This window comes from Micromonospora arborensis (assembly GCF_003205615.1).
In the GTDB taxonomy this organism is placed as follows: Bacteria; Actinomycetota; Actinomycetes; order Mycobacteriales; family Micromonosporaceae; genus Micromonospora; species Micromonospora arborensis.
Window position 1 is genome coordinate 113,726 of the sequence record NZ_PYBV01000028.1, and the last position, 26,993, is coordinate 140,718.

Annotated in this window: 26 protein-coding genes and 1 riboswitch; of the genes, 8 read left to right on the top strand and 18 right to left on the bottom strand. The window is 72.7% G+C overall.

All coding sequences use genetic code 11. The annotated features are described in order from the left end of the window. Positions 1 to 62 precede the first annotated feature (62 nt). Entirely contained in the window at positions 63 to 530 is a 468-nt protein-coding gene (locus tag C7C45_RS22265) for an SRPBCC family protein (protein ID WP_110565631.1), read from the top strand. A 133-nt stretch (positions 531 to 663) separates the two neighbouring features. On the opposite strand, the gene C7C45_RS22270 is transcribed toward C7C45_RS22265, so the two are convergent. From C7C45_RS22270 to C7C45_RS22290, 5 genes are all read right to left on the bottom strand, one after another. After that, positions 664 to 1,173, bottom strand: coding sequence for a hypothetical protein (locus C7C45_RS22270; RefSeq protein ID WP_110565632.1), 510 nt, complete (start codon positions 1,171 to 1,173; stop codon positions 664 to 666). 171 nt (positions 1,174 to 1,344) lie between these two features. After that, positions 1,345 to 2,400, bottom strand: coding sequence for a coiled-coil domain-containing protein (locus C7C45_RS22275; RefSeq protein ID WP_425271157.1), 1,056 nt, complete (start codon positions 2,398 to 2,400; stop codon positions 1,345 to 1,347). Positions 2,401 to 2,405: 5 nt separating this feature from the next. Beyond that, a riboswitch (cyclic di-AMP (ydaO/yuaA leader) is annotated at positions 2,406 to 2,536 on the bottom strand. A gap of 111 nt (positions 2,537 to 2,647) precedes the next feature. Next, complete coding sequence (locus C7C45_RS22280; RefSeq protein WP_110565768.1) at positions 2,648 to 3,565, bottom strand: cation diffusion facilitator family transporter; 918 nt, start codon at positions 3,563 to 3,565, stop codon at positions 2,648 to 2,650. Positions 3,566 to 3,672: 107 nt separating this feature from the next. Continuing rightward, positions 3,673 to 5,787: a HelD family protein gene (locus C7C45_RS22285; protein ID WP_110565769.1), complete on the bottom strand. Its 2,115-nt coding sequence runs from the start codon at positions 5,785 to 5,787 to the stop codon at positions 3,673 to 3,675. 108 nt (positions 5,788 to 5,895) lie between these two features. Continuing rightward, entirely contained in the window at positions 5,896 to 6,843 is a 948-nt protein-coding gene (locus tag C7C45_RS22290; protein WP_110565770.1) for an alpha/beta fold hydrolase, read from the bottom strand. Between the two features lie 170 nt (positions 6,844 to 7,013). On the opposite strand from C7C45_RS22290, the gene C7C45_RS22295 reads away from it, so the two are divergent. Continuing rightward, complete coding sequence (locus tag C7C45_RS22295) at positions 7,014 to 7,640, top strand: carbonic anhydrase (protein ID WP_110565633.1); 627 nt, start codon at positions 7,014 to 7,016, stop codon at positions 7,638 to 7,640. Between the two features lie 92 nt (positions 7,641 to 7,732). Here C7C45_RS22295 and C7C45_RS22300 read toward each other — a convergent pair whose 3' ends face one another. Continuing rightward, the gene (locus C7C45_RS22300) at positions 7,733 to 8,062 is read right to left on the bottom strand and encodes a hypothetical protein (protein WP_030330285.1); all 330 of its coding nucleotides are present in this window, start codon (positions 8,060 to 8,062) and stop codon (positions 7,733 to 7,735) included. A 308-nt stretch (positions 8,063 to 8,370) separates the two neighbouring features. Between C7C45_RS22300 and C7C45_RS22305 the strand changes: the two genes are divergently transcribed. Together C7C45_RS22305 and C7C45_RS22310 are read left to right on the top strand one after the other, a co-directional pair. After that, the gene (locus C7C45_RS22305) at positions 8,371 to 8,862 is read left to right on the top strand and encodes a DUF3145 domain-containing protein (RefSeq protein WP_110565634.1); all 492 of its coding nucleotides are present in this window, start codon (positions 8,371 to 8,373) and stop codon (positions 8,860 to 8,862) included. Positions 8,863 to 8,959: 97 nt separating this feature from the next. Beyond that, positions 8,960 to 10,693 carry a glycoside hydrolase family 3 protein gene (locus C7C45_RS22310; protein WP_110565635.1) on the top strand — a complete coding sequence of 578 codons (1,734 nt, stop codon included), beginning with the start codon at positions 8,960 to 8,962 and terminating at the stop codon, positions 10,691 to 10,693. Between the two features lie 18 nt (positions 10,694 to 10,711). Here the strand turns inward: C7C45_RS22310 and C7C45_RS22315 are convergent, their stop codons facing one another. Continuing rightward, the gene (locus C7C45_RS22315) at positions 10,712 to 12,586 is read right to left on the bottom strand and encodes a potassium channel family protein (protein ID WP_167454792.1); all 1,875 of its coding nucleotides are present in this window, start codon (positions 12,584 to 12,586) and stop codon (positions 10,712 to 10,714) included. Between the two features lie 142 nt (positions 12,587 to 12,728). Here C7C45_RS22315 and C7C45_RS22320 point away from each other — a divergent pair, with 142 nt between their 5' ends. Then, the gene (locus C7C45_RS22320) at positions 12,729 to 12,947 is read left to right on the top strand and encodes a hypothetical protein (protein WP_110565637.1); all 219 of its coding nucleotides are present in this window, start codon (positions 12,729 to 12,731) and stop codon (positions 12,945 to 12,947) included. Between the two features lie 126 nt (positions 12,948 to 13,073). Here C7C45_RS22320 and fabF read toward each other — a convergent pair whose 3' ends face one another. The 7 genes from fabF to C7C45_RS22355 form a co-directional block, all read right to left on the bottom strand. Next, entirely contained in the window at positions 13,074 to 14,300 is a 1,227-nt protein-coding gene (fabF, locus tag C7C45_RS22325; protein WP_110565638.1) for a beta-ketoacyl-ACP synthase II, read from the bottom strand. Positions 14,301 to 14,302: 2 nt separating this feature from the next. After that, positions 14,303 to 14,542 carry an acyl carrier protein gene (locus C7C45_RS22330; RefSeq protein ID WP_030330276.1) on the bottom strand — a complete coding sequence of 80 codons (240 nt, stop codon included), beginning with the start codon at positions 14,540 to 14,542 and terminating at the stop codon, positions 14,303 to 14,305. A gap of 85 nt (positions 14,543 to 14,627) precedes the next feature. After that, the gene (locus tag C7C45_RS22335) at positions 14,628 to 15,572 is read right to left on the bottom strand and encodes a beta-ketoacyl-ACP synthase III (RefSeq protein WP_110565639.1); all 945 of its coding nucleotides are present in this window, start codon (positions 15,570 to 15,572) and stop codon (positions 14,628 to 14,630) included. After that, positions 15,569 to 16,495, bottom strand: a complete 927-nt coding sequence (locus tag C7C45_RS22340) for an ACP S-malonyltransferase (RefSeq protein ID WP_110565640.1) — start codon at positions 16,493 to 16,495, stop codon at positions 15,569 to 15,571. The genes C7C45_RS22335 and C7C45_RS22340 overlap by 4 nt, the downstream gene beginning before the upstream one ends. A 78-nt stretch (positions 16,496 to 16,573) precedes the next feature. After that, a complete protein-coding gene (locus C7C45_RS22345) occupies positions 16,574 to 17,911 on the bottom strand; it encodes a PucR family transcriptional regulator (RefSeq protein ID WP_280101388.1) in 1,338 nt (445 codons plus the stop codon). Between the two features lie 25 nt (positions 17,912 to 17,936). Further along, on the bottom strand, positions 17,937 to 18,638 hold the full coding sequence (locus tag C7C45_RS22350) for a response regulator (protein ID WP_110565642.1): 702 nt from the start codon (positions 18,636 to 18,638) through the stop codon (positions 17,937 to 17,939). Then, on the bottom strand, positions 18,635 to 19,840 hold the full coding sequence (locus tag C7C45_RS22355) for a sensor histidine kinase (protein ID WP_110565643.1): 1,206 nt from the start codon (positions 19,838 to 19,840) through the stop codon (positions 18,635 to 18,637). The genes C7C45_RS22350 and C7C45_RS22355 overlap by 4 nt, the downstream gene beginning before the upstream one ends. Before the next feature lie 398 nt (positions 19,841 to 20,238). Between C7C45_RS22355 and C7C45_RS22365 the strand changes: the two genes are divergently transcribed. Continuing rightward, positions 20,239 to 20,565: a hypothetical protein gene (locus C7C45_RS22365; protein WP_110565644.1), complete on the top strand. Its 327-nt coding sequence runs from the start codon at positions 20,239 to 20,241 to the stop codon at positions 20,563 to 20,565. 14 nt (positions 20,566 to 20,579) lie between these two features. On the opposite strand, the gene C7C45_RS22370 is transcribed toward C7C45_RS22365, so the two are convergent. After that, a complete protein-coding gene (locus C7C45_RS22370; RefSeq protein ID WP_110565645.1) occupies positions 20,580 to 21,230 on the bottom strand; it encodes a hypothetical protein in 651 nt (216 codons plus the stop codon). 271 nt (positions 21,231 to 21,501) lie between these two features. Between C7C45_RS22370 and C7C45_RS22375 the strand changes: the two genes are divergently transcribed. Beyond that, positions 21,502 to 22,050: a copper resistance CopC family protein gene (locus tag C7C45_RS22375; protein WP_244200499.1), complete on the top strand. Its 549-nt coding sequence runs from the start codon at positions 21,502 to 21,504 to the stop codon at positions 22,048 to 22,050. Between the two features lie 200 nt (positions 22,051 to 22,250). Here the strand turns inward: C7C45_RS22375 and gltX are convergent, their stop codons facing one another. From gltX to C7C45_RS22390, 3 genes are all read right to left on the bottom strand, one after another. Next, a complete protein-coding gene (gene gltX, locus C7C45_RS22380; RefSeq protein WP_208641259.1) occupies positions 22,251 to 23,648 on the bottom strand; it encodes a glutamate--tRNA ligase in 1,398 nt (465 codons plus the stop codon). Between the two features lie 62 nt (positions 23,649 to 23,710). After that, positions 23,711 to 24,988 carry an MFS transporter gene (locus tag C7C45_RS22385; RefSeq protein ID WP_110565648.1) on the bottom strand — a complete coding sequence of 426 codons (1,278 nt, stop codon included), beginning with the start codon at positions 24,986 to 24,988 and terminating at the stop codon, positions 23,711 to 23,713. After that, a complete protein-coding gene (locus tag C7C45_RS22390; RefSeq protein ID WP_110565649.1) occupies positions 24,985 to 26,334 on the bottom strand; it encodes a GH1 family beta-glucosidase in 1,350 nt (449 codons plus the stop codon). Before C7C45_RS22390 ends, C7C45_RS22385 begins: the two co-directional genes overlap by 4 nt. Before the next feature lie 186 nt (positions 26,335 to 26,520). Between C7C45_RS22390 and C7C45_RS22395 the strand changes: the two genes are divergently transcribed. Beyond that, positions 26,521 to 26,967 carry an SRPBCC family protein gene (locus tag C7C45_RS22395; RefSeq protein ID WP_110565650.1) on the top strand — a complete coding sequence of 149 codons (447 nt, stop codon included), beginning with the start codon at positions 26,521 to 26,523 and terminating at the stop codon, positions 26,965 to 26,967. The last annotated feature ends 26 nt before the right edge of the window (positions 26,968 to 26,993 follow it).

The following is a 26,993-nucleotide window of genomic DNA, read 5'->3' on the forward strand; positions in this document are numbered from 1 at the left end:
GGGCGTTGCCAGCCAGACATCGGTACGGGACGATCGTGCGACAAACGACGGCGGGAGACGGTGTGCTCAGCAGCGATACCTTCAGCTACACCGTCCAGGCCCGGTGCTCGCCGGCCGAGGCGGCGGCGATGCTCAGCGACCTGACCCGACAGGGTGAGTTGCATCCGCTGATCGTTCGGGTCCGCCGACTGCCGCCCCGGCCGGGCGCCCGGGCCAGCTACACGATCAACGACCGGCTGGCCGCCGGCCCACTACGCTTCCGGACCACCTACCACGCGGACGTGCTGATCAGCGAGGACGACGAGATCGTCACGGTGGCTCGGCAGTGGCCGGCCACCACCGTGCGCAACCACACCCGACTGCGCGCCGAACCGGACGGCCTGGTCCGGATCGACGTCGAGATCACCCTGACCGCGCCGGCCCCGCTGTTCCGGTACGCCTTCCGCCAGGCCCGGGCCGCTCACCTCGCCCTCGCCACCCGGCTCGGCGCGGCGCTCGACCGCACCGGCAACCCACCGCCCACCGCCTGACCACCCCACGCCGCCCCGCGCCCACGCAGCCCGCGCCCACACAGCCCGCGCCCACGCAGCCTGCGCCCCGCGCGCCTCGGGTCATGATCGTGCTCGATCCGGGATGTAGTGGTGTGTGGGCGCGAGGAGGCCACTACATCCTGGTTGCAGCGCGATCATGGCTCGCGAGGGTGGGTCGCGCGGCGGGACGCCGGCCCCAGGGCTTGTAGGTGGACAGCACCGTCGCGATGATCATCAGGCTGGTCGACACCGCGGGTGCGATCACCAGGTCGGCGCGATCACGCGCGGGCAGGGCGGCGCCCACCGCGCCGGCGTGCCGCAGGTTCGGGGTGAGCAGGAACAGCACCAGCCCGACCATCACGGTGGTGAGCACGAGCTTGACCAGCACCCAGCGGTAGCGCAGCAGGCCCCACGGAGTGAGTAGCGCGCTGGCGACACCGATCAGCCAGGCCAGGACGCTCAGCGGCGCGAACAGCACGGTGCCGACCAGCGCCGTGATCGGATAGACCGCCGCCGGATCGGCGCCACGCTGCACGGCGATGCCGAGGGTGAGCAGCACCAGGTCGGCACCGAGCCAGCCGAGCGAGGTGACCAGGTGCAGGGTGAGGAGCCCCTTGCGGGCGGTGGGTGGGATCCGAGGCATACCGCGATGCTGCCCGCCGGTGACCGCCGGCGCGTCCGACCGCCGACGACATCAGGGGTACGCCCGGCAACGTAGCCGATCCGTGGCGGCGAGATCGCCACCCGACACCAGGTCGCCGAGGTTGGGGTTTCCCGTCGCCCGGATACCCCAACCTCGGCGAAGGTGAGTGGGTCAGTAGACCGACAGGTGCACGTGGTTGGTGTGGGCGCTGGAGGGGTCGCCACCCGCTCCGCTGTACGCCTTCCATCCGCTGCTGGGCAGCCAGATCTGCCGGTACCAGATCACGTACAGGACGCCGAGTCGGTCGGCGTTGCGGATGAAGTACGCGGCCAGGTTGTTGCCGTACGTCTTGTCGCCGCCGGTGGCGTTCCCGCCGAAGCCGTTCTTCTGCGCGGCGAAGTCGCAGGCCCGGCCCTTCGGGTGTTCACCGGAGCCGCTGGGGCGGTGGCAGGAGACGTACCGGGTGAAGCCCGCGGCCTTGGCCTGGTTGAGCGCGTGCAGGGTGCGCGGGGTGATGCAGCCGTTGGCGGGCGTGGGGTCGTTGACGCTGCACGACTCCGACGGCCAGGAGCCGTCGGGGTTGCGCGGCGCGGGCTTCGCGTTGGCGGCGGAGGTGCCGCGGTTGGAGTCGGTGTCGGCGGTGGTCTGCGTGGTGGCCACGGTCAGGGCCCGTTCGGCCTGCTCCTTGCGTTTGGCCATCACCGCGACCTGCTTGCGCTGCTCGGTGACCTCCCCGTTCAGAGCGACCCGGGTGCGGTTGGCCTGGGCCTTGCTGGCGAGCAGGTCGCGCAGCACCTTGTCCTCGTTGGCGGCCACCGCGCCCAGGGTGGCGGCCCGGTCCATGAAACCGTCCGGGGTGCCGCTGTTGAGCAACGCCGCCATCGTGCCGAGCTTGCCGGTGCGGTACGCCACGCCGGCGATCTCGCCAACCTTGCCGTTGCGGTGGGCGAGTTCGACCTCGATGGTCTTCAGTTGGGTGGTGAGCTGCTGCTGCCGCTGCACGGAGGTGTCCAGGGCGCGCTTCGCGTCCAGGTAGCCCTTGCTGGCGGCTTCCAGTTGGGCTCGCAGCGCCGGGGTGCCGCCCTCTTCGTCGGAGTCGGGTGCGGCGGCCTGCAGGCCGGTCGGGGGAGCGGCCGAGGCGGTGCCGGCCGGGAGTGCGACGCCGAGGGCGAACATCGCGACGATCAGGGCCGCGAGTCGGGCGGCGGGTGGTCGTGCTGGTGCCACTGCGCATGTCCTTCCGTCAGCCGCCGACCGGGTTAGCTGACGGGTTCGGGACGGAAGATCCCTACCGCTGACGCGGATGCACCCCAGGAACGTGGTTCCCCGGTTCGCCTACGTGGCAATTAGGCGGCGACCGCCACCGGCGCCGGGAGGGCGCCGCCTGGTGGAGGCCGGGACCGAGCTTACCGGTGCCGGTGGGGCGCTTGCAGCGAATGTGACGGACGGTGCGTGCGTCGTCACCAGAAAGCCGCTACCACTCGATCGAGCCGCAGGCCCCGGAGGTGGCACCGGGCTCGATCTGCAGCGTCGCGTGCTCGATCCGGAAGTCGTCGTGCAGGGCGGTACGTGCGGCGCTGAGCACTGCGCCGACCTCGGCGCCGGGTGCCATGGTCAGGTGCGCGGAGGCCACCTCCATGCCCGAGGTGAGCGTCCAGACGTGCAGGTCGTGGACCTCGACCACACCGGGGACCGCGGCCAGTCGGTCGTGCACGGCGGTCACCTGGAGGTGCTCCGGGGCGGCCTGCACCAGGATGCGGACGGCGGCGCGTGCCAGCCGCCAGGTGCGCGGCAGGATGAACACGCCGATGGCGACCGCGACGAGTGGGTCGGCCCACCACCAGTCGGTGACGGAGATGAGCAGCGCCGCGCCGATCACGCCGAGCGAGCCGAGCAGGTCGCCGAGCACCTCCAGGTAGGCGCCCTGAAGGTTGATGCTCTCCCGGGCACCGGAGCGGAGCAGCGCGAAGGCGCCGACGTTCGCGAGCAGGCCGAGCACGGCCACCGCGAGCATCGGGCCGGCGACGACCTCGTGTGGGTCACCGAAGCGGCCGATCGACTCGATCACCACGTAGACCGCGACGGCGGAGAGCAGGACGGCGTTGGCGAGCGCGGCGAGCACCTCGAGTCGGTAGAGCCCGAAGGTGCGCTGCGGGTCGCCGGTGGCCCGGCGGGTGGCGGTGATCGCGGCGAGCGCCATGCCGATGCCGAGCACGTCGGTGAACATGTGCCCGGCGTCGGAGAGCAGGGCGAGTGAGCCGGTGTGCAGGGCGGCCACCGCCTCGACCACCATCAGGGTGGCGAGGAGCCCGAACGCGGCCCAGAGCCGGCCCCTGTGCTGGTGTGCGGCATTGGCGACCGACCCATGGTGGTGGTCATGACCTGCGCCCACGAGATCCACCTTCCGCCGCCAGTCGGGACCCGGTCAAATGTATGCTCACATCGCTATGTATGCAAGTGTAAGGCCGACCCCTCTCCGGTCCGGTCAGCCGGCACGGATCAGTCGGTCGGGTCGATGGTGGTGAGTCGCTGAGTGGCCCGGGAGAGCGCCACGTACAGGGTGCGTACGCCGGCACCCGGATCCGCCCGGATCTCGCTCGGGGCGACCAGCACCACCCCGTCGTACTCCATGCCCTTGGCCTCCAGGCTGGTCACCACCTGCAGGCGCGGCGCGGCGAGTGCGGCGAGCCAGCCGGCGACCTCGTCGCGGCGGGGGACCGGCGTGATCACCCCGACCGTGCCCTCCACCTCGGCCAGCAGACCGGCCGCCGCCTGCACGGTGGCGGTCTCCAACTCCGTCGCGGGCACCACCAGCTCGACCGGGTCGACCCCGGTGGAGCGGACGGCGGTCGGCAGCGGCAGGTCAGGGTAGAGCCGGCGGATCTCCGCCGCCGCCACCGCGAAGATCTCCGCCGAGTTGCGGTAGTTGGTGGTGAGCGTGAAGTCGTGCCGCTTGCGCCGGCCCAGCGCCTGGTCGCGGGCCCGGGTCAGCTCCTCCGGATCGCCGGTCCACGCGGTCTGTGCGGGATCGCCCACCACCGTCCAGGACGCCAGGTGGCCGCGCCGACCGACCATCCGCCACTGCATCGGCGAGACGTCCTGTGCCTCGTCCACCACCACGTGCGCGTAGTCCCGGTAGTCCTCCGGACGTTCCCGGGCCGCCGCCCGGGCCGCCCGCTGCCGGTCGCTCGCGGTGGTCAGCTCGCGTACGCCGCCCGCCAACTGGAACGGGTCGCGCCGGGCCCGGGCCGGCTTCGCCGGCTTACCGAGCAGCGCGTCCAACTCGTCCAACAACGCGATGTCGGCAATGGTCAGCCCGTCGGTGTCCAGGCTCCGGTACGCGGCGCTGAGCAGCCGGATCTCCGCGTTGGAGAGGATCCCGCTCGCGTACCGGCGCAGCCGGTCCGGCCGGGCCAGCCAGCCGAGCACGTGCCGAGGGTGCAGCCGAGGCCACCACGCCTTCAGGAACTCCCGGAACTCGGCCCGCTCGGCGATCTCGCCCTCGAAGGTCCGCTGCTCCGGCAGCCGGATGCCGACCTCCCGGGCCTGCGCCCAGAGCGCGGCGAACACCCCGTCGAAGCCGGCCCGGCGCACCTCGTTGCGCCGGGCGCCCCGGTGCAGCGCGCGATCCCGGATCCGGTCCAGCTCGGCCCGGTCCAGCCGCAGCAGTGTGCCCCGGTAGAGCAGCCGCAGCTCACCCGGGCCGCCGGGCACCGCGTCGCGGGCCGCCCGCTCCAGCACCCGGCGCATCCGCAGCGAGCCCTTCACCGCCGCGACCTCCGGCGGGTCGGGGCGGGTGGCGGTCATCCCCGGAAAGAGAGTGCCCAGCGAGTGCAGGGTCGCGGTGTCCTCACCGAGCGACGGCAGCACCGACGCGATGTACTCGACGAAGACCCCCGACGGGCCGACCACCAGGATGCCGCCGCCGGCGTACCGGCTGCGGTCGGAATAGAGCAGGAACGCGGCCCGGTGCAGAGCGACCGCGGTCTTGCCGGTGCCGGGGCCGCCCGCGACGATCGTCACCCCGGAGCCAGGCGAGCGGATCGCCTCGTCCTGCTCCCGCTGGATCGTCGCCACGATGTCCCGCATGCCCCGGCCGGTGGCCTTGGACAGGGTGGCCAGCAACGCACCGTCACCGACGACCGTCATCCCCTCCGGGGCGGCCGTCGGGTCGAGCAGGTCGTCCTCGATCCGGGTGACCCGCTCGGCGCGGGACTGGATCGTGCGGCGCCGCACCACGTCCAGCGGCTGCGCCGGGGTCGCCTGGTAGAAGGCGGCAGCGGCCGGCGCTCGCCAGTCGACGACCAGCGTGGTGGCGTCCTCGTCGCGGATCCCGAGTCGCCCGACGTGCAGCACCTGACGGTCGCGCAGGTCCAGCCGGCCGAAGACCAGCCCCTCGTACTCGGCGTCCAGGGCGTGCCGCCGCTGCGCCGCGTGGAAGACCATCGCGTCACGCTCGACCAGCGCGCCGAACGTGCCCACCCGGGCCATCCGGTAGCCGTCGCGCTCGGCGCGGACCGCCGAGCGCCGCAGTTCGGCCAGTCGTGCGTACACCCGGTCGAGGTGTCGTTGCTCGACGGCAATCTCCTGCTCCAGGCCGGTCTGGTCGGTCAACACACGCTCCTTCGAAGGTCGCCGGCAGGCGGCGGGAACCGCGCAAGCCAACCGCAGAAGGGTACGGCCCCCGGCCCAGCCCGCGCCGGCCGAGGTGCGGGAACGTGCTCAGGCACCCGCTCCGGCGGGTGTCGTGCCGCCGATGCGGGGCGGCAGTTCGGCGAGCACCCGGCGCAGGACACCGGTGAGCGCGGCGTTGACCACGTCCGGGCGTTCCAGCATCAGCATGTGCCCGGCACCCGGGCAGACGGTCAGCTCGGTGGCCGGCAGGGCCGCCGCGATCGACTCGGCGCACGGCGGTGGGGTCAGCCGGTCCCGATCGCCGACCAGGGCCGCAGCCGGCAGATGCGCCAACGCGGCGAGGGTGTCCAGTCGGTGTTGAGTGCCGAAGGAGGCCCGGAACCCGCCGATCGACCGCAGCGCGGCACGAGCCACCGCCGACGTCACCAGGCGGATGTCGGCCGGCTCGCAGCGGTCACCGAAGAGCATCCACCGGATGCTCGGCTGCAGCGCGTTCAGCAGTGCTCGCGGCGCTCGCCACGAGCCGCAGCGGGCCAGCACGCCGGCACCGGTCGTCTCGGCCAGCCGGATCAGGCGGGCGATCCGCGGGGAGAGCCCGTAGACGGTGTGCGTGTGCCCCTCGGCGGTGGTCGAGACGAAGACCAGCCCGGCCGTACGGGCGGCGAAGTGCGTGGGGTGGCGGTGCGCGTACTCCATGATCGTCATGCCGCCCATCGAGTGCCCGACCAGGACCACCGGCCCGCTGGGCGCCACCGCGTCGAGCACCGTGGCCAGGTCGTCGCCGAGCTGGGCCAGGGTGGCCGTGGGCAGCGCCATGCAGCTCGACCGGCCGTGCCCCCGCGCGTCGTAGGTGACCACCCGCACCGCCCCACCGGCCGGTGCCGAGGTGAGCGCGTCGACCTGCCGGTGCCAGGCGCGGCCATCCAGCGTCCAGCCATGCAACAGGATGGCGGTGACCGGGGCGTCCGTCGGCCCCGTCGCCTCGACGTTGAGCCGCACGCCGTCCGGCAGAGCGACCTCGAACCGCTCCGGCATCGCCACCTCCCCAGGGCCGCCCGGCACCACCAGCACCTCCGATACCCGGTGGTAACACCGGCTACCCGCCATGACACCACGCCAATCGCGCCGTGGCTAACATTCCCGACCTCGCCCCTGGTCGCCGGCGGCGGGCCAAGCTGAACGGCATGGGGTCGTCGGGAGCGCCCATGGGCGACACGTCGGGGCAGGGCCGGCAGGCCGGCGGCACACCACGCGCCGCACTGGCCGACCTGCTCGCCGGTAATCGACGGTTCGTCAGCGGCCAGCCGGTGCACGGGCACGACGTCACGGCCGCCGCGGCCGCCGCCTCGGGCGACCAGCAGCCGTACGCGGTGGTGCTCGGCTGCATCGACTCACGGGTGCCGCTGGAGGCGATCTTCGACCAGACCTTCGGCGCGATCTGCGTGATCCGTACCGGTGGGCACGTGCTCGATCGCGCGGTGTGCGGGTCGATCGAGTACGTGGTCGGCCAGCTCGGCGTACCGCTGGTGCTGGTCCTCGGTCACGAGCGGTGCGGCGCGGTGGGCGCCACCGTGGACGCGCTGCGCAGCGGGGTGCGGCCCGGAGGCTCGCTGGCGCACCTGGTGGACGAGATCGCCCCGGCGGTGACCGAGGCGGGGCTCGACGACCCGGCGGTACAGCCGCTCGCGATCCGCCGGCACGTCCGGCGAACCGTGCACACCCTGCGCGCGGACGACCTGTTGGCCGGGCCGGTCGCCGCCGGTCGGGTGGCCGTGGTCGGCGGCCTCTACGACCTCGCCACCGGCGAGGTCGTCCTGCTCGACGCGGGCTGAGCCTGCCGGGACGCGGGCCGAGCCTGCCGGGACGCGAAACCGCCCGCCGGGAAGTCCCGGCGGGCGGTTTCGATGATGCGGTGGGGAAGGGCTCAGCCCTCGAAGACGCCGGCCGCGACCAGGCGCTTCTCGGTGGCCTCCCAGCCGTCACCCGGGTGGGTGGCAGCCAGGTTGTTGATCTCCGCCCGGATCTTGGCGGCGTGGCCGGCGGCGGCCAGTACGCGGATCTCCTCGACGAAGGCGTCGGAGTCCGTGCGCAGGTGCGCGGTCTTGCCGTTGGTCAGGTTCCGCACGTAGGCGTGCTTGCCGCCGTTGAGCGGGATGAGGTACTTGAACTCGCCCAGCACGCTGAGGGCGCCACCCTGGCCAGCCTGGCCGGCCCGGACGGACGCGCGCGCGGTCTTAGAGGTGTTGCTCGCCACGGAGGTACTCCTTGCAAGACGTACGGGAGGACTGGACGTCCGGGGGCTGTGTGCGGGCCGCACTGCACTCGGCCCGCGAAGGTGTAACGCGGCATAAGCCGCCGGTGGAACTGTACAGGACCACGACATCATGCTGGTCGTCGCGGTGTCCTGAGAGGCAACGGCGGCCACCCGTCCGGCTATTCCACCCGGCGTTTTTTCCGATTCCCTGGCGCACCACGCGTCACACCAGTCATCATGTGTTGCAGCAACCACCTGGGTGGACGAGGTCGTAGGGGAAGACGCACCTCGCTCTCCGGGAGGTCACCGTGCCAACGCGTGGCGTCGTATACGTCCACTCGACCCCGCTCGCCGTGTGCTCGCACGTCGAGTGGGCGATCGCGCGCGTCCTAGCCGCGCCGGTCAACCTGCAGTGGACGGCTCAGCCCGTCGACCCCGGCGCACGCCGGGCCGAGTGCGGGTGGACCGGTCGTCCGGGGACGGGCGCCGAGCTGGCTGCTGCCCTACGGCAGTGGCCCATGATCCGTTTCGAGGTCACCGAAGAACCGAGTCCCGGTGTCGACGGTGAGCGTTTCATGTACGTGCCGGCCCGTGGTCTGTTCCGGGCCACCGTCGGCGTGGCGGGGGACATCCAGCTCGGCGAGGACCGACTACGGGCGCTGATGGCCGCCTCCCGGGCTCCGGAGGCGCTGGCGCACGCACTGGACAAGGCGCTCGGCACCGCGTGGGACGCTGACCTGGAGCCGTACCGGTACGCCGGCGACGGCGCCCCGGTGACCTTGCTCACCCGGGTCGGCTGACCCGCGCGCCCTGCGAGTCGGGCCACCTGCGCGCACGCCGTTGTCGGCGCGTGCGGGCGGTAAGGTCAAGTTGCCCCGATAAGGGGGAACTGGTGGGATAGGCGGCGTGTCGAATCGCCCGTGGCGCGCTCGTGTCGCTGTCGCCACCCTGACCGTCCTGCTCGTCTCCGGCTGCTCGGGTGCACCGGACCGTCCCGCCCCGACGCCCGCTCCGACCGGCACCTCCGCCGGCCCGAGCGCCCCCGCCGCACCGCCGGCCAGCGACCCCGCCGGCCGCGCCGCCGCGCTCGTCGCCACGCTGTCCGACGAAGACCTGGTCGGCCAGGTGCTGATGCCCTACGCGTACGGCGACTCGGCGACGAAGGTCTCGGCCGGGTCGGCGGCGGGTAACCAGGCCCTCGCCGGGGTCGACACCCCGGCCGACATGATCGCCAAGTACCGGCTGGGCGGTCTGATCCTGGTCGGCTTCAGCGCCGACGACCCGACCAAGGGCAACCAGGAGACCACGAACGTCGACAACCCGAAGCAGGTGCACGCGCTCACCACCGGGCTGCGTGCCGCCGCCGGCCGGCTCGCCGCCGGCTCCGCGCCGCTGCTGATCGGCACCGACCAGGAGTACGGCGTCGTGACCCGGGTGACCGACGGGGTCACCGTGCTGCCCAGCGCCCTCGCCGCGGGCGCCGCCGGCGACCCGAAGCTCACCGAGGCCGCCTGGCGGGCCGCCGGTTCCGAGTTGGCCGCGATGGGGATCAACGTCGACTTCGCCCCGGTGGCCGACGTGCTGGCCACCCGCAGCACCGTGATCGGCTCCCGTTCCTTCGGCGCCGACCCGAAGCAGGCCGCGGCGCAGGTCGGCGGGGCCGTCCGTGGCCTGCAGGCGGAGGGTGTCGCGGCCACCCTGAAGCACTTCCCCGGGCACGGCCACAGCGCCGACGACTCGCACCAGGATCTGCCGGTGCTCACCCAGTCCGCCGCGGCGTTGCAGAGCGGCGCCTGGCCACCGTTCACCGCGGGGTTCGACGCCGGGGCGATGGCGGTGATGTCCGGGCACCTGGACGCCCGTGCGATCGACCCGGGAACCCCGGCGACCTTCTCGCACAAGCTGCTCACCGACGTGCTGCGCGGTCAGCTCGGCTTCAAGGGCGTGGTGATCACCGACGGCATGAACATGCCGCCCGCGAAGCGCTGGGCTCCGGGCGAGGCGGCGGTCCGGGCGCTGAACGCCGGAAACGACCTCATCCTGATGACCCCGAACGTCGGTCAGGCGTACGACGGGTTGCTCGCCGCGCTGCGCGGCGGGTCACTGCCCCGGACCCGGCTGGTCGAGGCGGTCACCCGGGTACTGACCATGAAGTTCCGGCTCGCGGAACTCCCCACCGCGCAGATGTCCACGCTCGCCACCCCGGCTCACCGGGCGGCGGCCGACGCGCTGGCCGCCGCCGCCGTCACCGTGCTGCGGGGCACCTGCGGGGGCGCGGTGCGCGGGCCGGTCACCGTCACCTCCTCCAGTGGTCGGGACGGCACCCGGGCCACGCTCACCGCCGCGCTGACCGCCGCCGGGGTGCCGGTCAAGGCCAGCGGTGGCACGATCGTGCACCTGGTGGGCTACGGCGACGCCGCCAAGGACCTGCGCCCCGACGCGGCGGTCACCGTCGCCATGGACACCCCGTACGTGCTGGCCGACGCGAAGTCACCGACGCTGCTGGCGACCTACTCCTCCAGCCGGGCGTCGATGACCGCACTGGCCGCCGTGCTGGCCGGCAAGGCCCGGCCGGGAGGCCGGTCCCCGGTGGCCGTGCCCGGCCTGCCGGCCACCGCCTGCGCGAGCTGACCCGTCGCCGCGAACGGGTCAGCGCCCGCCCTCGGCCGTCGGCCGGTCGGTGGCGTCCCCGGCGGCCGGCGGCGGGTCGTCCTCGCCGGGCCGGGCGGGCGGCTGGCGGGTCGCCGGTGGGCGCAACAGCCGTAGCGGCGTCCCGCCGAGCGTGGCCGGCGACATCGGTGGCGGGTCGACGCTGGGCACCGTGCGGGCGAGCAGCGCCGCCAACCCGGCCCGCGTGGCGACGACCAGCAGCCGATCGGTGCGTACCAGGGGCCGCCGTTGCGGCAGAGACCAGATGGTCTGCCCGGCCCGCCCGGTCCGCATCGCGATCACCCGGGCCTCGCGCGGGCGGCTGACCTGTGGACAGGAGCGGCCTTCCAGGTCCGAGCCGGCACCAACCGGCAACTCGGCGACCAACAGGACCCGCCGCCCCACCGAGATCGTGTCGATCACCTCTCGGCCCATCATGGCCGCGGCGAACGCCGGCGCGGCCAGGTACGAGACGCTTCGCGAGTGGTTGATCCCGAAGGCGCGCTGCACCCGAGACGCGAACCCCTCGTCGAACAGCCGCAGCACCACCCGCAGCGGAGCCGCCACCGCACCATTTGCTGCCCTGTGCAGCGAACGACCGAGCAGTGCGGTCTCCAGGTTGGTCACGTCGTCGGCGCAGAGCACCACCAGCGCTCGGCAGGTCGAGACGGACGCCGCCCGCAAGGTCTCCGGGCTGGTCGCGTCTCCGATCAGGTACGGCACGCCCAGCTCGCGGGCCACCGCCACGCCACGGGCGGTCGGCGCCCGGTCCACCGCCACCACGGTCAAGCCGAACGAGTGCAGTTCCTGCACCACTCGGGTGCCGACGTTGCCCAGCCCGACCACGATCACGTGACCGTCGAGTGGGTCGGTGAGCCGACCGGCCGCGACCGCCAGCCGGGCCCGTACCACCGAATCGACCACCAGGGCGGTCACCGTGGGGACCAGGGCCACCCCGGTGATCACCAGCAGCAGCGCGGTGAGCTTCTCCACCAGCGACCCGGCGGGGTCCGCTTCCGCGCTGCCCAGCGCGGTGAGCAGCGTCAGGTAGCCGGCCTGCACCGGGTCCAGGTCCCGGGCCTGTCCGAGCATCACACTACCGACGACGAGCAGCGCCGCCGAGGCACCCAGCGCCCAGCGCAGGCGTCGGCCGAGGATCAGCCGGGCGGTCCGCAGCAGACGGCGCCGAGGTCGGGCCCGGACCGTTCGCCGCCGACCGTACGCCCGCACCAGCACCAGATCGGCGGAATCCTCGTCCTCCGGCAGAGTGATCGGCTCGGGGCCGCTGGTGTCGGCCAGCGCGCAGACCACGTCCGTGGTGGCCGGGTCGAGGGCGTCCCGGCTCGCCGTCCGCAACAGTTCGTCGTCGGGCAGCCGCAGGAAGGTCGGCGTGTCGTCGCCAAGTGTGGCCGCGACGAACGCGGGCGCGGCGATCTCCGACCCGGACAACACCGCGCAGTCGCCGAGCATGGTGGCCACGCCCTCGCCGAGCACCGGATTGAACAGGCGAACCACGATCCGAACGTCCGGATCGAACTCCCGGATGATCAACGCGGCGTCCACGTTGGCCACGTCGTCGGCACTGACCAGCGCGACCGCCGCCGCAGCCCGTACGCCGGCGGCGTCCAGGACCTCGGCGGTCAGCCGGCGGGCCACCACCACCTCGGGGCGCGGGCCCGCCGTATCGGCAACCGACGCGAGCTCGGCGATGTCCGGCGCGTGGTTGTCGGTCAACGATGGCAGCAGGGCAGTGACCGCGACGCCGTACCGGTCGACCAACTCGGTGATCAGTCGGCGGGCCAGAGCGTTGTCGCCGCAGACCACGAACCGTCGACTGGGCTCCGGATCGATGCCGTCCGCGCTGTCGTCGGGCACGCCCGCATCGTAGCCGTTGCCGTCCAGGCGGCCGGTCCCGCAGGATCCCGCGTGGAGCGGCACCCGCCGGTCGTGCTCGGGGCGACCTCACCGGCCCCAAAACGGGTCGCCTCGCCCCCGGTCGGTCTGACAACCTCCCGGGATGGGAGCGGCAGAGGGATTCCGGTACGTGGTGCGGGCGGACGGCACGGTGGTGATCACGCACCACGGACGGGTGGCCGGCACGCTGCGGGGTGGACGGGCAGCGGAGTTCCTCGCCGAGGTCGACGACGACCCGCAGTTGGTGATGGCCCGCTGGACCGGCAACTACCGCCACGGCAACGAGCGCACCGCGAAACGGCACCCCCGCAACCGAGGCTGAACGGAGGAAGGGTCCCCACTCATCGCCAGGCGACGGGTGGGGACCCTTCCTCAACTTCTGCGGCGGGCGCTTGCCGTGTGCGGCGGTCAGCGCCCGGGCGTCCTCCCGCGACTCCCTCGCAGGGCCTCAGGGCCGCGCGAAGACGAGCGCCACGTTGTGGCCGCCGAAGCCGAACGCGTTGTTCAACGCGGCGGGGATCTCCATGTGGCGTGCCTTGTGTGCCGCGACATCCAGGGTGAGACCGGGCTCCGGGTCGTCGAGGTTGATCGTCGGAGGGACGACACTGTCGCGGATGGCCAGGATGGTGGCGATCGACTCCAGCGCGCCGGCCGCACCGAGCAGGTGACCGGTCATCGACTTCGTCGCGGACAGCACCGGGTGGTCGCCGAGCGCCTTGTGCAGCCCGCCGATCTCCAGCATGTCACCGACCGGCGTCGAGGTGGCGTGCGCGTTGACGTGCACGATGTCCTGCTTGGCCACATCCGCGTCCGCGATCGCCTTGGCGATGGCCCGGATGGCGCCCTCACCCTCGGCGTGCGGCTGGACGATGTCGTACGCGTCCGAGGTGATGCCGGCTCCGGCGAGCCGCGCGTACACCCGGGCGCCCCGGGCTGCGGCGTGCTCGGCCCGCTCCAGCACCAGGATGCCGGCGCCCTCGCCGAGGACGAAGCCGTCCCGGCCCCGGTCCCACGGTCGGGAGGCGCGCTGCGGCTCGTCGTTGCGGGTCGACATGGCCCGCATCGAGCTGAAGCCGGCGATCGGCAGCGGGTGGATGACGGCCTCGGTGCCGCCGGCCACCACCACGTCGGCCCGGCCGGAGCGGATGATGTCCAACCCCAGCGCGATAGCCTCGGCGCCGGTGGCGCAGGCGCTGGCCACCGCGTGCACCCCGGCCTTGGCACCCAGCTCCAGCCCGACCCAGGCGGCCGGACCGTTCGGCATCAGCATCGGGATGGTGTGCGGGGAGACCCGCCGCGGCCCGGACGCTTCGAGGATGTCGTCCTGGGCGAGGAGGGTGGTGGCACCGCCGATGCCGGAGCCGACGCTGACGGCCAGCCGCTCCCCGTCGAGGTCGGAGCCGGCGAGGCCGGCGTCCGCCCAGGCCTGCTGCGCCGCGATGATCGCGATCGCCTCGGAGCGGTCCAGGCGGCGCAGCCGGACCCGGTCCAGCACCTCGGACGGCTCCACGGCCAACTGGGCGGCGATCCGGACCGGCAGTTGCTCGGCCCACTCCTGGGTGAGGGCACTCACCCCGGAGCGGCCGGCGAGCATGGCGTCCCAGGTCGACGCGACGTCCCCGCCAAGCGGGGTCGTCGCGCCGAGCCCGGTGACGACGACGTCAGGACGACTCATGATCAGGACTGCGCCGCGATGTAGCTGACAGCGTCACCAACGGTCTTGAGGTTCTGCACCTCGTTGTCCGGGATCTTGACGCCGAACTTCTCCTCGGCAGCCACCACGACCTCCACCATGGAGAGCGAGTCGACGTCGAGGTCGTCGGTGAAGGACTTCCCCTCGGCCACGTCGTCCGGGTTCACCCCGGCAACCTCTTCGAGGATCTCGGCGAGGCCGGTGGTGATCTCGTCACGCGTCATTACGGTTGGTTCCTTTCATCGGGGTTGTCTGACGGACGGCGTCGCCGACCGCCACTCCTCGACGCGTACGCGCCCGAGGTGGTCTTCATGGGCAGCGGACGACCTGACCGGCGTAGGTCAGGCCACCGCCGAAGCCGAACAGCAGCACCGGTGCGCCCGAGGGCACCTCCCGGCGCTCGACCAGCTTGGACAGGGCCAGCGGCACGCTCGCGGCAGAGGTGTTGCCGGACTCGACGATGTCCTTCGCGATGATCGCGTTGGGGATGTTGAGCCGCTTGGCGATGCCGTCGATGATGCGGGCGTTGGCCTGGTGCGGCACGAACGCGGCCAGCTCCGACGGGTCGACCCCGGCGCGCTCGCAGGCCTGCAGGGCCAGCGGCGCCAGCTCGGTGGTGGCCCAGCGGAACACCGCCTGCCCCTCCTGCTGGACGTACGGGCGCCAGCCCTCGATGCGGACCGCGTCGCTCTTCTCCGGCACCGAACCCCAGACCACCGGGCCGATCCCGGCCGGCTCGTCGTCGGCGGTGGCGGTGACCACCGCCGCGCCGGCACCGTCGGCGAAGATGATGCAGGTGGAGCGGTCGGTCCAGTCGGTGAAGTCGGAGAGCTTCTCCGCGCCGATGACGATCGCGTTGCGCGACGCCCCGGCCCGGATGGCGTGGTCGACGGTGCCCAGCGCGTACGCGAAGCCCGAGCAGGCGGTGTTGACGTCGTACGCGCCCGGCGCGGTGATGCCCAGCTTGGCGGCGACCCGGCAGGCCACGTTGGGGCTGCGGTCGATCGACGTGCAGGTGGCGACCACGACCAGGTCGATGTCGGCGGCGGTCAGGCCCGAGTTGGCCAGCGCCTTGCCGGCGGCGGCAGCGGCCATGTCAGCCACCGTCTCCGTGTCGGCGATCCGCCGGCTGACGATGCCGACGCGGTCGCGGATCCACTCGTCGTTGGTGTCGACGAGCTGGGCGATGTCGTCGTTGGTCACCACGCGGGACGGCTGGTAGTGCCCCATCGAGACGATGCGACTGCCAGTCATGAACGACCTCCGATACGGGCAATCAGGTCCCGTGCGGCCGGCAGGTCGTCCGGGGTGTTCAGGGTGACGATCTCTGGCGCGCCCTCGCCCTTGAGGTCCCGCTTGACCAGCCCGGCGAGAGTGCCGGCCGGTGGTAGTTCGATCACGCCGGTGACCCCGAGGTCGGCCAGCGTACGCATGCACAGATCCCAGCGCACCGGCGCGGTGACCTGGCGGACCAGGCGCTGCACCAGCTCCGGGCCGTTGTCGACCGCGGTGCCGTCGAGGTTCGACAGCAGGATCCGGGCCGGGTCGGCGGGGGTGATCCCGGCGGCGACCTCGGCGAGCGCGGTCTCGGCCGGGGCCATGTACGGGGTGTGGAACGCGCCGGCCACCTGGAGTCGGATGATCCGGGTCCGGGCGGGCGGCGCGGCGGCGAGCTTGTCGAGCCCGTCCAGCGCGCCTGCGGCGACGATCTGCCCGGCGCCGTTGCGGTTGGCCGGGTACAGCCCGTGCGCCTCGATCGCGGCGAGCACCTCGTCGGGGTCGCCGCCCAGCATCGCGGCCATTCCGGTCGGCTCCAGCGCGCAGGCGGCAGCCATCTCCCGGCCGCGTACGCCGGCGAGGGTGATCGCGGCTTCGGCCGTCAGCACACCGGCCAGGGCGGCGGCGCCCAGCTCGCCGACGCTGTGCCCGGCGGTGAGCGCGACCCCGTCCAGTGGCAGGTGCTCGCCCGCGAGCAGCGCCGCGGCGACCAGCAGCGGCTGGGTGCGGGCGGTGTCCTTGATCTCGTCGGCGTCGGCGGCGGTGCCCAGGTGCACCAGGTCGACCCCGGCCAGCGCCGACCACTCGCGCAGTCGCGCCTCAGTGCCGGTCAGGTCGAGCCAGGGGGTCAGGAAGCCGGGTTTCTGAGAACCCTGGCCGGGACTAAGTACGGCGAGCACGCCTATGACTCTCCCGGATACAGGCGGGTAACGCTGTGCCGCCTTCGACCAAACCGCACTAGTGCCTTTAGAGGTTTCCTACAAAGATCGGCGAGTATCATCCCCGTTTTGGGCGGTTTTCCGGGTTGCCGGGGTCATTGTCTGACTCGGAACAGGTGGGGTGAACGGGGCGACCGGATCCAACCGACCCACGGTCAGCGCGACCTGAAGGGCGAACGCGTCCCGGGGAGACAGCGGCGAGAAGCCGGTCACCTCGGCGATCCGCCGCAGCCGGTAACGCACCGTGTTCGGGTGTACGAACAGCGCACGGGCGGCGCTCTCCAGTGTGCCACCGGCAGCCAGGAAGGCGTCCAGGGTCGCCAGCAGCTCGCCACCGGCGCGGACCAGGGTCGCGTACACGTCGTGCCGCAGCCGTCGACGAGCCTCCGCGTCGCCGGCGAGGGCCCGCTCGGGCAACAGGTCGGCGGCCGGCACCGGACGGGGGGCACCGGGCCAGGCCGGCGCCGCCCGGAAACCGGACAACGCGGCCCGCGCCGACTCGGTCGCCTCGTCCAGACTGGGTACGGCCGGACCGACCACCACCGGCCCGTCGCCGAACGCGCTCAGCAGCTTGGCGGTGGCGGTCAACGGGTCCGCCGCCCCACCCAGCACGATCACCAACCGGTCACCGTGCACCCCGCCGATCACCTCCACACCGATCCGGCGGGCCTGCCGGTAGACCACGTGCAGCACCGCGGAGACCTCTCCACCGGGGGAGCGACCGACCGCCACCGCCACCGGCGGCGCGTCCGCCCAACCGAGCGCCGCGGCCCGACTGGCCAGCACGTCCGGAGAGTCACCGCGCAACAGCGCGTCGACCAGCAGGGCCTGCAACCGGGCGTCCCAGGCGCCGCGGGACTCGGCCGCCCGCGCGTACACCCGGGCGGCGGCGAAGGCGATCTCCCGGGAGAAGCGCAGGACCGCTTCGCGCAGTTGCTGCTCCTCGCCCTCGGCGGCGAGCTGCGACACCTGCTCCTCGACCACGTCGATGGTCACCTTGATCAACGCCACGGTCTGTTGCAGGGTGATCGAGCGGGCCAGCGCCTGCGGGGCGGCGGCGAAGACCTCGTCCGAGACCTCCTGGGTGCTGTCCGCCGTGCCGCCGCCCTCGCTGAGCCACTGCACCAGCGACCGGGCGCCCGCCTGGGCCACCAGCATCACCCAGGAACGCTGATCGGCCGGCAACGCCCGGAACCACGGCAGCGTCTCGTCCATCCGGGCCACGCTGGAGGTGGCCAACGCTCCCGCCGAACGCTCGATCCGGCGCAGCGTGGCCGCCAGCTCCCCACCGCCCGGCGTACTCACCGCCCTAGCCTGACACGTCGTGAGCAGGCCATCCACGTCGGCACCTGTCAACCGGGTCGGACCGCCCGCCAGCGTCGAGGCGAATTCGCCGGCCGGCTCACGGTTGCGGGGGAGTGGGCAGTCCCCACTCCTGGGCCAGGATCGCGGCCTGCACCCGGCTGCGCAGACCCAGCTTCGCCAGGATCCGGCTCACATGTGTCTTGGTGGTGCTCTCCGCCAGCACCAGCCGGTCGGCGATCTGCTGGTTGGACAGGCCCAGGCCGAGACAGGCCAGCACGTCCCGCTCGCGCGGGGTGAGGGTGCCCAACGCGGCCCGGGTGTCCGCCGACGCGCCCGGCGCGGTGGCCGCGAAGGCGGCGATCAACCGGCGGGTCACCGCGGGGGCGATGAACCCGTCGCCGCGCGCCACCGTACGGACCGCGGTCACCAGGCCCTCGGCGTCGGTGTCCTTGAGCAGGAACCCGGCCGCGCCGGCGCGCAACGCGCCGAAGACGTACTCGTCGAGGTCGAAGGTGGTGAGCACCAGCACGTCGGCGAGCACGTCGGTGACGATCGCCCGGGTCGCGGAGATCCCGTCCCGGCGGGGCATCCGGACGTCCAGCACCGCCACGTCCGGGCGCAACTCCCGACACAGCCGCACCGCCTCGTCGCCGTCGGCCGCCTCGCCGACCACGTCGACACCCGGCGCACCGCCCAGGATCAGCGCCAGTCCGGCCCGTACCGCCGGCTGGTCGTCCGCGAGCACCACCCGTACCGTCGCCGTGCCCGCGTCGCCCGGTGGCCGCGCCGGCCCGGTCACCCGCCCTCCCCGATGGGCAGCGCGGCCCGGACCTGCCAGCGGCCGTCGCGCGGCCCGGCGGTGAACCGGCCGGCCAGCAGGGTGGCCCGTTCCCGCATCCCGATCAGCCCCGCCCCGGCGCCCGGCAACCCGGCCCCGCCCCGGCGCACCGGGTTCTCCACGGTCACCACCACCTCCGCCGGCCGATACGCGATCGTCAGCTCCGCCTCACCCATGCCGTGCTTGAGCGCGTTGGTCAACGACTCCTGCACGATCCGGTAGGCGGCGAGGTCCACTCCCACCGGCAGCGGCCCGGGCGTCCCGTCGGTGCGGACCCGCACCGCGAGGCCGGCGGCCTGGATCCGCTCGACCAACCCGTCCGCCTCGGCGAGCCGCGCGGTGACCGCCTCCGGCACGACCGTGCCGCCGCCGGCCAGGGCCCGCCCACCGCTGGTGCCCGGCTCGCGCAGCAACTCGATCATCTGACGCATCTCGGCCAGGCCCTGCACGCTGCTCTCCCGGATCACCCGCAACGCCGAGGAGACCTGGTCGCGATCCAGCCCGGGCACGGACAGCACGGCGGTGGCGTGGATGGCGACTGCGCTCAGGTGGTTGGCGACCACGTCGTGCAGTTCCCGGGCCATCCGCGCCCGTTCGGCGCTGACCGCCTGCCAGCGGTCCAACTCGACCAACCGGGCGGTCTGCTCGGCCCGCGCCCGTTCGGCCGCGGCCTGGTCGCGGTACTGCCGCACGCTGACGCCGGTCAGGACCGGCAGCAACCCGGCGAGCACCACCGGCACCCCGATGGCGACTCCGCGCCACTCGCCGACGACGAGTACGCCGACGACGGCGCCGATCAGGCTCAGGCCGATGGTTACCCGCAGCAACCACCGCCACAGCCGTGGCGGGCCGTACACGCAGGCGTCGTAGAGCACCTGGGTGTAGATCAGGATCGTCCCCAGCGAACCGCCGAGCGCGGCGTCCACGGCGAGCGCCGCGGTGCCGGTGGCAAGGCTTCCGCGTGGGGCGACCCTGCGTAGGCCCACCGCCACGCACATCGCCAGCAGTGGGGGCAGGAACAGCGCCGACGGCACGACCGGGTCCGGACGGAACTGCGGTTGCCAACCCAGGGCGTGCAGCACCAGGCCGCCGACGAGTGACGCGCCGGCGAGCGCGAGGTCGCGGCCAAGGGCGCCGGAGCCGAGCCACGGTGGCGGTCGCATGCCCACGATCCCACCACAGCCGCCGACGCTCGGACACCGACCGGAGGAGGAGGCCGACGGCACCGACATGCGCCGAAAGGGGTACGCGCCGCAAGACCGCGAAGCCGTACGGGACGGCCCGGCTGGCCGAGGGGGCGGACTTGGTCGGGCGGCGGGTGCTGTTGGTCGAGGACGTCGTCACCTCCGGCGGCCAGGTCGCCGGTGCCGCCCCGTTGGATGAACGGCGCGAAAAGAAGCAGTGAACTGCGCTACCGGATTCCCCGCTCACCGTCGTCGTCGTGGACTGGCCGGTGTCGACCCCAGGTACGCTGCGCGCGGCCCGTCGGTCCCGGCCAGTACGGTGACAGGGCACGTCGGGGGAGGCACCCGCGGGTGAGGCGAGCGTGAGGAGACCGGGGATGGGGCACGGGGAGGCCGAGCACGGCTGCGCCCAGGGCGAGCCCAACCGGCCGGGGCACGACCCGCAGGCGGCCGGCAAGCACCGCCGGCCGGTCGGCGGCACGCCATCGCACCCGGCGGATCCGCTCGCCGGTCGGGCCGACGACGAGACCGCGCTCCCGCGTCAGCGCTGCGCGGAGCCCAGCGACCTCGCCGAACCCGACACCGACGTCCCCGCTGGTTGCCTTAGCGAACTTCCCGGCTGGGCCGGGGCACATCGGCACGGCCCGGTCCGGCCGCGTCCGCGGGCCACCCGCCGGGAGCGCCCACCGCGCCGCTGGTGCTGACCACCGCCGAGCGGTCAGCGGGTGCGGCGGCGGATCAGCAGGGCGATCCCGGCGAGGCCGACCGTGATGGTCAGCATCACCCCGACATTGAGCAGCAGCAGGCGCTGCAGATCGCCGAGAGCCTCGTCGAGATCCTTCGCGGGGTCGAGCGTGTCCTCCGGGAGCACCCGCTCGCCGCCACCCACGCCGCCGCTGACCGTGTCGAACTGCCGCTCCAGCGGCACACCGGCGGTGCGCAGGGTCTCGGACATGCTGAGCCGACCCAGGAACCAACCGGCACTCGTCTTGCGGGCGTCCGGCTGCTTCGCCGGCCGGAAGATCCGCGGGCCACCGACCGCCTTGGGGTAGAGGTCGTACGTCTGCTTCGGTGTCTCCCCGGCGAGCACCACGATGGTGTACTTCGGACCGAGGTCGGCCGGCTTGGGGCCGCGCGGCATGCCGGTACGACCGAGGAAGTTGACCTGGTCGATGACCGCGCTCGCGTGCGCGGGCTGCGTGTCCGCGCGTAACCGCAGCGGCTCGGACAACCCCACGCCCGTGATGTCCACCCCGGCCGGTGCCGGGTTCGGCGCCGCCGATACCGGGCCGGCGGTGCCGAGCGACAGCAGCGCCGTCGCCAGCGTGCCCGCCAGCACGGCGGCCAACCGCCTCATCTGTCGGACCATCCCGCCTCCTCGCCCCGTTCGATGGATGGCTTCGCTGTGACGCCTGAACCGGTCTGCCGGTGCGGCGCCGACCGGATGGTCGAGGCCCACTCCTACAGACTCCGCAGAACGTCGATGAGTTGCAGCTTGTGGAACAGTAATTGGAACTATCTGCGATCTCTGCTCAACTAATGAGGAGCGGTCTGATCAGCGGGCGGATCGTACCCTTACGGAGGGGTTCATGGGGGGCAGGGTTACACGTACTGCGCGAGTTGTGCCAGTGGTGCTCGGCGTGGCGTTCGGTGTGTCGTTTCTCGTGCCGGCGACACCGGCCGCCGCGCACAACTCGCTGACCGGCAGCGATCCGCGCGACGGTGCCCGAGTGGCGACGGTGCCCGCCCGGATCGAGCTGCGGTTCCTGGCCAAGCCAGCACCCGCAACGACGAAGATCACAATAACCGGACCGGACAATGTGGTCGCTGGCGGCCCACCGGCTTTCGACGGCAAGCGTGTGCGGGTGCCGTTCAAGCCGGCTGCCGCCGGGCTCTACATTGTCGGCTACCAGCTCGCGTCCAGCGACGGGCACCCGGTGAAGGGCGAGGTGCGGTTCACCCTCACGGCCGGCACCGCCGCGGACCCCTCCGCGAGCCCGTCCGCCCTGTCATCGGCCGGCGGTGGCACCGCCCCGACGCCGGGCGGCAGCCCGACGGCGGTCGTGCCGCTGGCACGTGAGAGCGCCGAGTCGGGTCACCGCTGGTGGCTCTGGGCACTCAGCGCCCTGGTGCTGCTCGCGGCCCTGGTGAGCGGGTACCTGTTCCGCCGCCGGGTCACCCGCGGCTGAGCCCTCACTTACACACCTGCCCGACTCCAGGGCACCCCGGTTGACCCCGACTCCAGGGCACCCCGGTTGACGCCTTTGCTCTGCTTCGTCATAGGCAACACTCAGGGCAGGTTTCTGTTGCGTATAAGGAAGCAGAGCAAAGGCGGTGAGGAGGGCCCGGCCGGCGGCGTCAGCTGACGCCGCCGGCCGGTGCGGGGCCCTCAGACCAGGCGGAGTCGGGCGGCGCGCATCCGGGTCAGGGTGCGCTCGCGACCGAGCACCTCCAGCGACTCGAACAGTGGCAGTCCCACGGTGCGGCCGGTGACCGCGACCCGGACCGGCGCCTGCGTCTTGCCGAGCTTGAGGCCACGCTCGGCGCCGACCGCCTCGAGCGTCGACTTCAGCGAATCGGCATCCCAGGCCTCCAGGGCCTCGAACGCCGCGATGGCGTCGTCCAGCAGCTCGGCCGAGCCGTCCTTCATCGTCTTGGTCCAGGCGGCCTCGTCGATCAGCGGCGAGGCCAGGAAGAGGAAGTCGACGTTCGGCACGATCTCGCTGAGCACCGCGAGCCGGGTCTGGGCCAGCGGCGCGACCGCGGCGAACGCCTCGGCGTCGAACTCCTCGGGCTGCCACGGCGGCGGCGCGATGGTCCCGGTGCCGGTCAGCCACGGCTGGCAGGCGTCGATGAACTCGGCCACCGGCAGCGCCCGAATGTACTCGCCGTTGAACGCGCGCAGCTTCTTCTCGTCGAAGAACGCGGAGGAGGGGTTGACCTCGTCGAGCCGGAACTCGTCCTCGATGACCGACCAGGGGACGATCTCCCGATCCCCGGAGGGTGCCCAGCCGAGCAGCATCAGATAGTTGCGCATCGCGCCGGCGAGGTAGCCCTCGTCCCGGTACGCCTCCAGCGCGACCTTGTCGCGGCGCTTGGAGAGCTTCTGCCGCTTCTCGTTGACGACCACCGGCACGTGCGCCCAGACCGGCGGCTTGACCCCGAGCGCGTCCCAGAGCAGCTGCTGCTTCGGCGTGTTGGGCAGGTGCTCCTCGGCCCGGATCACGTGGGTGATCCCCATGGTCATGTCGTCGACGACGTTGGCCAGCAGGAAGACCGGCGAGCCGTCGCCCCGGGCGATGACGAAGTCCTCGATGAGCCGGTTCTCGAAGGTGGGCTCGCCGCGGATCAGGTCGACCACCACGGTCGTGCCCTCGTCCGGCGTACGGAAGCGCAGCGCGTGCCCCACCCCGGGGCCCAGGTTGCGGTCGCGGTGGTAGCCGTCGTAGCCCTGGTACTGCGAGCCGGTGCGGGCCTGCACGTCCTCACGGGTGCAATCGCAGTAGTAGGCGCGGCCGGACTCGTAGAGTCGGGCCGCGGCGGCCCGGTGCTCGCCGGCGTTCTCCGACTGGAAGTGCGGGCCCTCGTAGGTGCCCCGGGAGATGCCGATCCAGTCCAGCGCGGAGAGGATGCCCTCGGTCCACTCGGGCTTGTTGCGCGCCGCGTCGGTGTCCTCGATGCGCAGCACGAACACGCCGCCCTGCTGCTTGGCGTAGATCCAGTTCTGCAGCGCCGAGCGGGCGCCGCCGACGTGGAACATACCGGTCGGGGAGGGGGCGAAGCGCACACGTACTGTCACGTCCCCCAGCCTACGGCGACGGTCGAGCGCATTCCGCCAGGGGCCTCGACTCAGGGAACCGAGCGGATCTTGACGACCAGCGCGCTGCCGATCAGGGTGACCACGGCGGTGACCGCGTAGAGCGTGGGATAACCGCCCAGGTACACCACGAGCGGGGCGGAGAGCGCCGGGCCGAGCACCTGCGGCGCCGAGTTGGCGATGTTGATGACCCCGAGGTCCTTGGCCCGGTCGGTGGCCCGGGGCAGCACCTGGGTGATCAACGCGGCGTCCACCGAGAGGTAGACGCCGTAGCCGGCGCCGAGCAGCAGCGCGGCGACGATCGCCATCGGCCAGACCGGCGCGACTGCGAGGAGCAGCGCCGCCACTGCCATGATCAACCCGGACGCGATCACGTAGATCTTGCGGCGCCCCGAACGGTCCGACATCCGGCCGGCGACCACCGCGGTCAGCATCATGCCGAGCGTGTAGAGCAGGATCAGCACCAGCAGGCCACCCTCGGGATCGGGGTGGCGCACCCCGTCGGTGAGGAAGTACAGCAGGTAGAGGGTGCCCAGCGCGTTGCCGAGCTGCACCAGGAACCGGGTGATCCAGGCCCAGGCGAAATCCGGGTGCCGGCGCGGGCTGATCCACATCGAGGCCAGCAGTGCCCGCGTCCGCAACACCGGCCGATGCGTACGCGGCAGCGGTTCGTCGGGGGTGAGCAGCGCGAACGGCAGCGACAGCAGCAGGATGGCCACCGCGATGGCCAGGTAGCCGGCGGCATTGCCGGTGACCACGGCGGTGACCAGCACCGCGCCGAGCACCAGCCCGAGCGCCTGCGGGATGCCCACCCAACCCGAGACGCCGCCGCGCTGCGCCACCGGCACCCGGTCCGGGATGGCCGCGCTGAGGCTGGCCAGCATCGCGTTGAAGCAGACCTGTGCGGCGACCCAGCCGAGGGCGACGCCGAGGATGGTCCGCTGCTGGGCCAGCAGCACCAGGGCCGCCGCGCCGAGCACAGCACCGCCCGCGGTCCAGACGTGTCGCCGACCGAACTCCCGGCCGGCGACCCGCAGGCAGGTCCGGTCGGAGAACGCGCCCGCGAGGGGGTTGGCGAGCACCGCGGCCAGCGCACCGAGGCCGGTGACCACCGCCAGCATGTTCTCCTTGTCGCCGGGCGCGATCAGCTCGATCTGCTGCGGCAGCAGCACCTGGATGGGCGTGAAGAACGCCATCCAGACCCCGAGGTTGGCGGCGAAGATCAGACCGATCCAGCCGCGCCGCACCGGCACGGTCGGCTCGGCGAGCGCGGCCGGCAGCGACGCCGGCGTCGGGTCGAGGGTGGTCACCGCGCCGACCCGTCCCCGGAGGCCGCGATCACGTCCCGCAGCCAGGTGTACGAGGACTTCGGCGTACGGGTCTGGGTGGCGTAGTCGACGTGGACCAGGCCGAAGCGTTTGGTGCAGCCCTCGGCCCACTCCCAGTTGTCCAGCAGCGACCAGACGAAGTACCCGCGCACGTCGACCCCGTCGTCGATGGCGGCCCGGACCGCCCGCAGGTGCCCGTCGAGGTACGCGATCCGCTCCGGATCCGCCACCTGCCCGTCCGCGTCCGGTACGTCGTCGTACGCGCAGCCGCTCTCGGTGATCTCGATGGGCGGCAGCGCGTCGCCGTACGTGTCGCGCAGCCAGCCGAGCAGTTCGTGCAGCCCGTCGGGGGCCACCGGCCAGTCGAAGGCGGTACGCGGGTAGCCGTCCAGCGGCACGAGGTCGAACGGTAGAGCTGAACCCTCCTCGGCGGCCCGTACCCCGGTGGGGTTGTAGTAGTTGACCCCGAGCACGTCGATCGGCGCGGCGATCGTGTCGAGGTCGCCGGGGTGGACGACGCTCGGGTCGAGGCCGGGCAGGTCCGGGTAGCCGCGGCCGAGCAGCGGGTCGGTGCAGAGTCGGTTGTGCAGCGCCTCGTACGTCGCTGCGGCGGCCCGGTCGGCGTCGCGGTCGCTGAGCACCCGCACGGGCGAGTAGTTGTTGGCGATCGCCACCGGGCTGGCGGTGCGGGCCCGCAGTGCGGCGACCGCGAGACCGTGCCCGAGCAGTTGGTGGTGGGCGACGGGAAAGGCGTCGAAGAGCAGCGTCCGGCCGGGGGCGTGCTCGCCCGTGCCGTAGCCGAGGCTCATGTGTATGAACGGCTCGTTCAGGGTGATCCAGAGCCGGACCCGGTCGCCGAGTCGGGCGGCGGTCAGATCGGCGTACTCGGCGAAGCGGGCGGCGGTGTCGCGGTGCAGCCAGCCGCCGGCGTCCTCGCGGGGTTGCGGCAGGTCCCAGTGGTAGAGGGTCGCCACCGGGTCGACGCCGGCGGCCAGCAACTCGTCCACCAGTCGGTCGTAGAAGTCCAGCCCGGCGGCGTTGGCCGGGCCGGCGCCGGTGGGCTGCACCCGGGGCCAGGCGATGGAGAAGCGGTAGGCCGAGACGCCCAACCCGGCGAGCAGTGCGACGTCTTCGCCGTGCCGGTGGTAGTGGTCGCAGGCCACCTCGCCGCTGCTGCCGTCGCTGATCCGGCCGGGGGAGCGCGCGAAGGTGTCCCAGATGGACGGACCACGGCCGTCGGCCGTGACGGCGCCCTCGATCTGATGGGCCGATGTGGAGACGCCCCAGCGGAAGCCGGTGGGGTACCGGGGCATCGGTGCGATCGACATGCGCCCTCCGGTCAACGTGAAACGTGCTCGGGACTTTAGGGCGCTCTCGATGAATGCGCCATAGGCCGCAATGGCGCAATCCGCAATGGTTGATCGGCGTGTCTTTTTCCGAACCCGTCCCGGTAAGTCCGATTTAACGCATAGAGTGCCGATATCGTGGGATGTCCTCACCGGAGGAAGACGGAAATGATCCTCGTTGAACGCAGTGCGCACGTGGCGGCGCCAATTGAAGTGGTCTGGGATGTCGTGCAGCGGGCCGAGCAGTTACCGGCCTGGCTGGCGGGGGTCCGCGCGGCCGAAGTGCTCTCGGGAGAGGGCTTCGGGCGGCGGCAACTGGTCCAGGCGGGGCGCGGCTCGGCGCATGAGGCCGAGGTGATCGCCTACCAGGAGCCGACGCTGATCGGCTGGCGGGAACGGGCCAAGGGCGCCGGTGCTCGTGCGGAGGCGCGCACCGAGATCTACGTCCAGCTCACCTCCGACGAGGAGGAGGGCGGCACGATCGTGCGGCTCATCGTGGTCCGCTGGCCGGCCGGCCCGGTCAAGGCGGCCCTGCTGCGCCTCGGATTGCGTCGGGTCGGCGCCGACCTGGAGGACTCGCTGGCCCGGCTCACCGACCTGGCCGCCGTCGGCTGACGAGCGCACATCCTCCCGGCGTCACC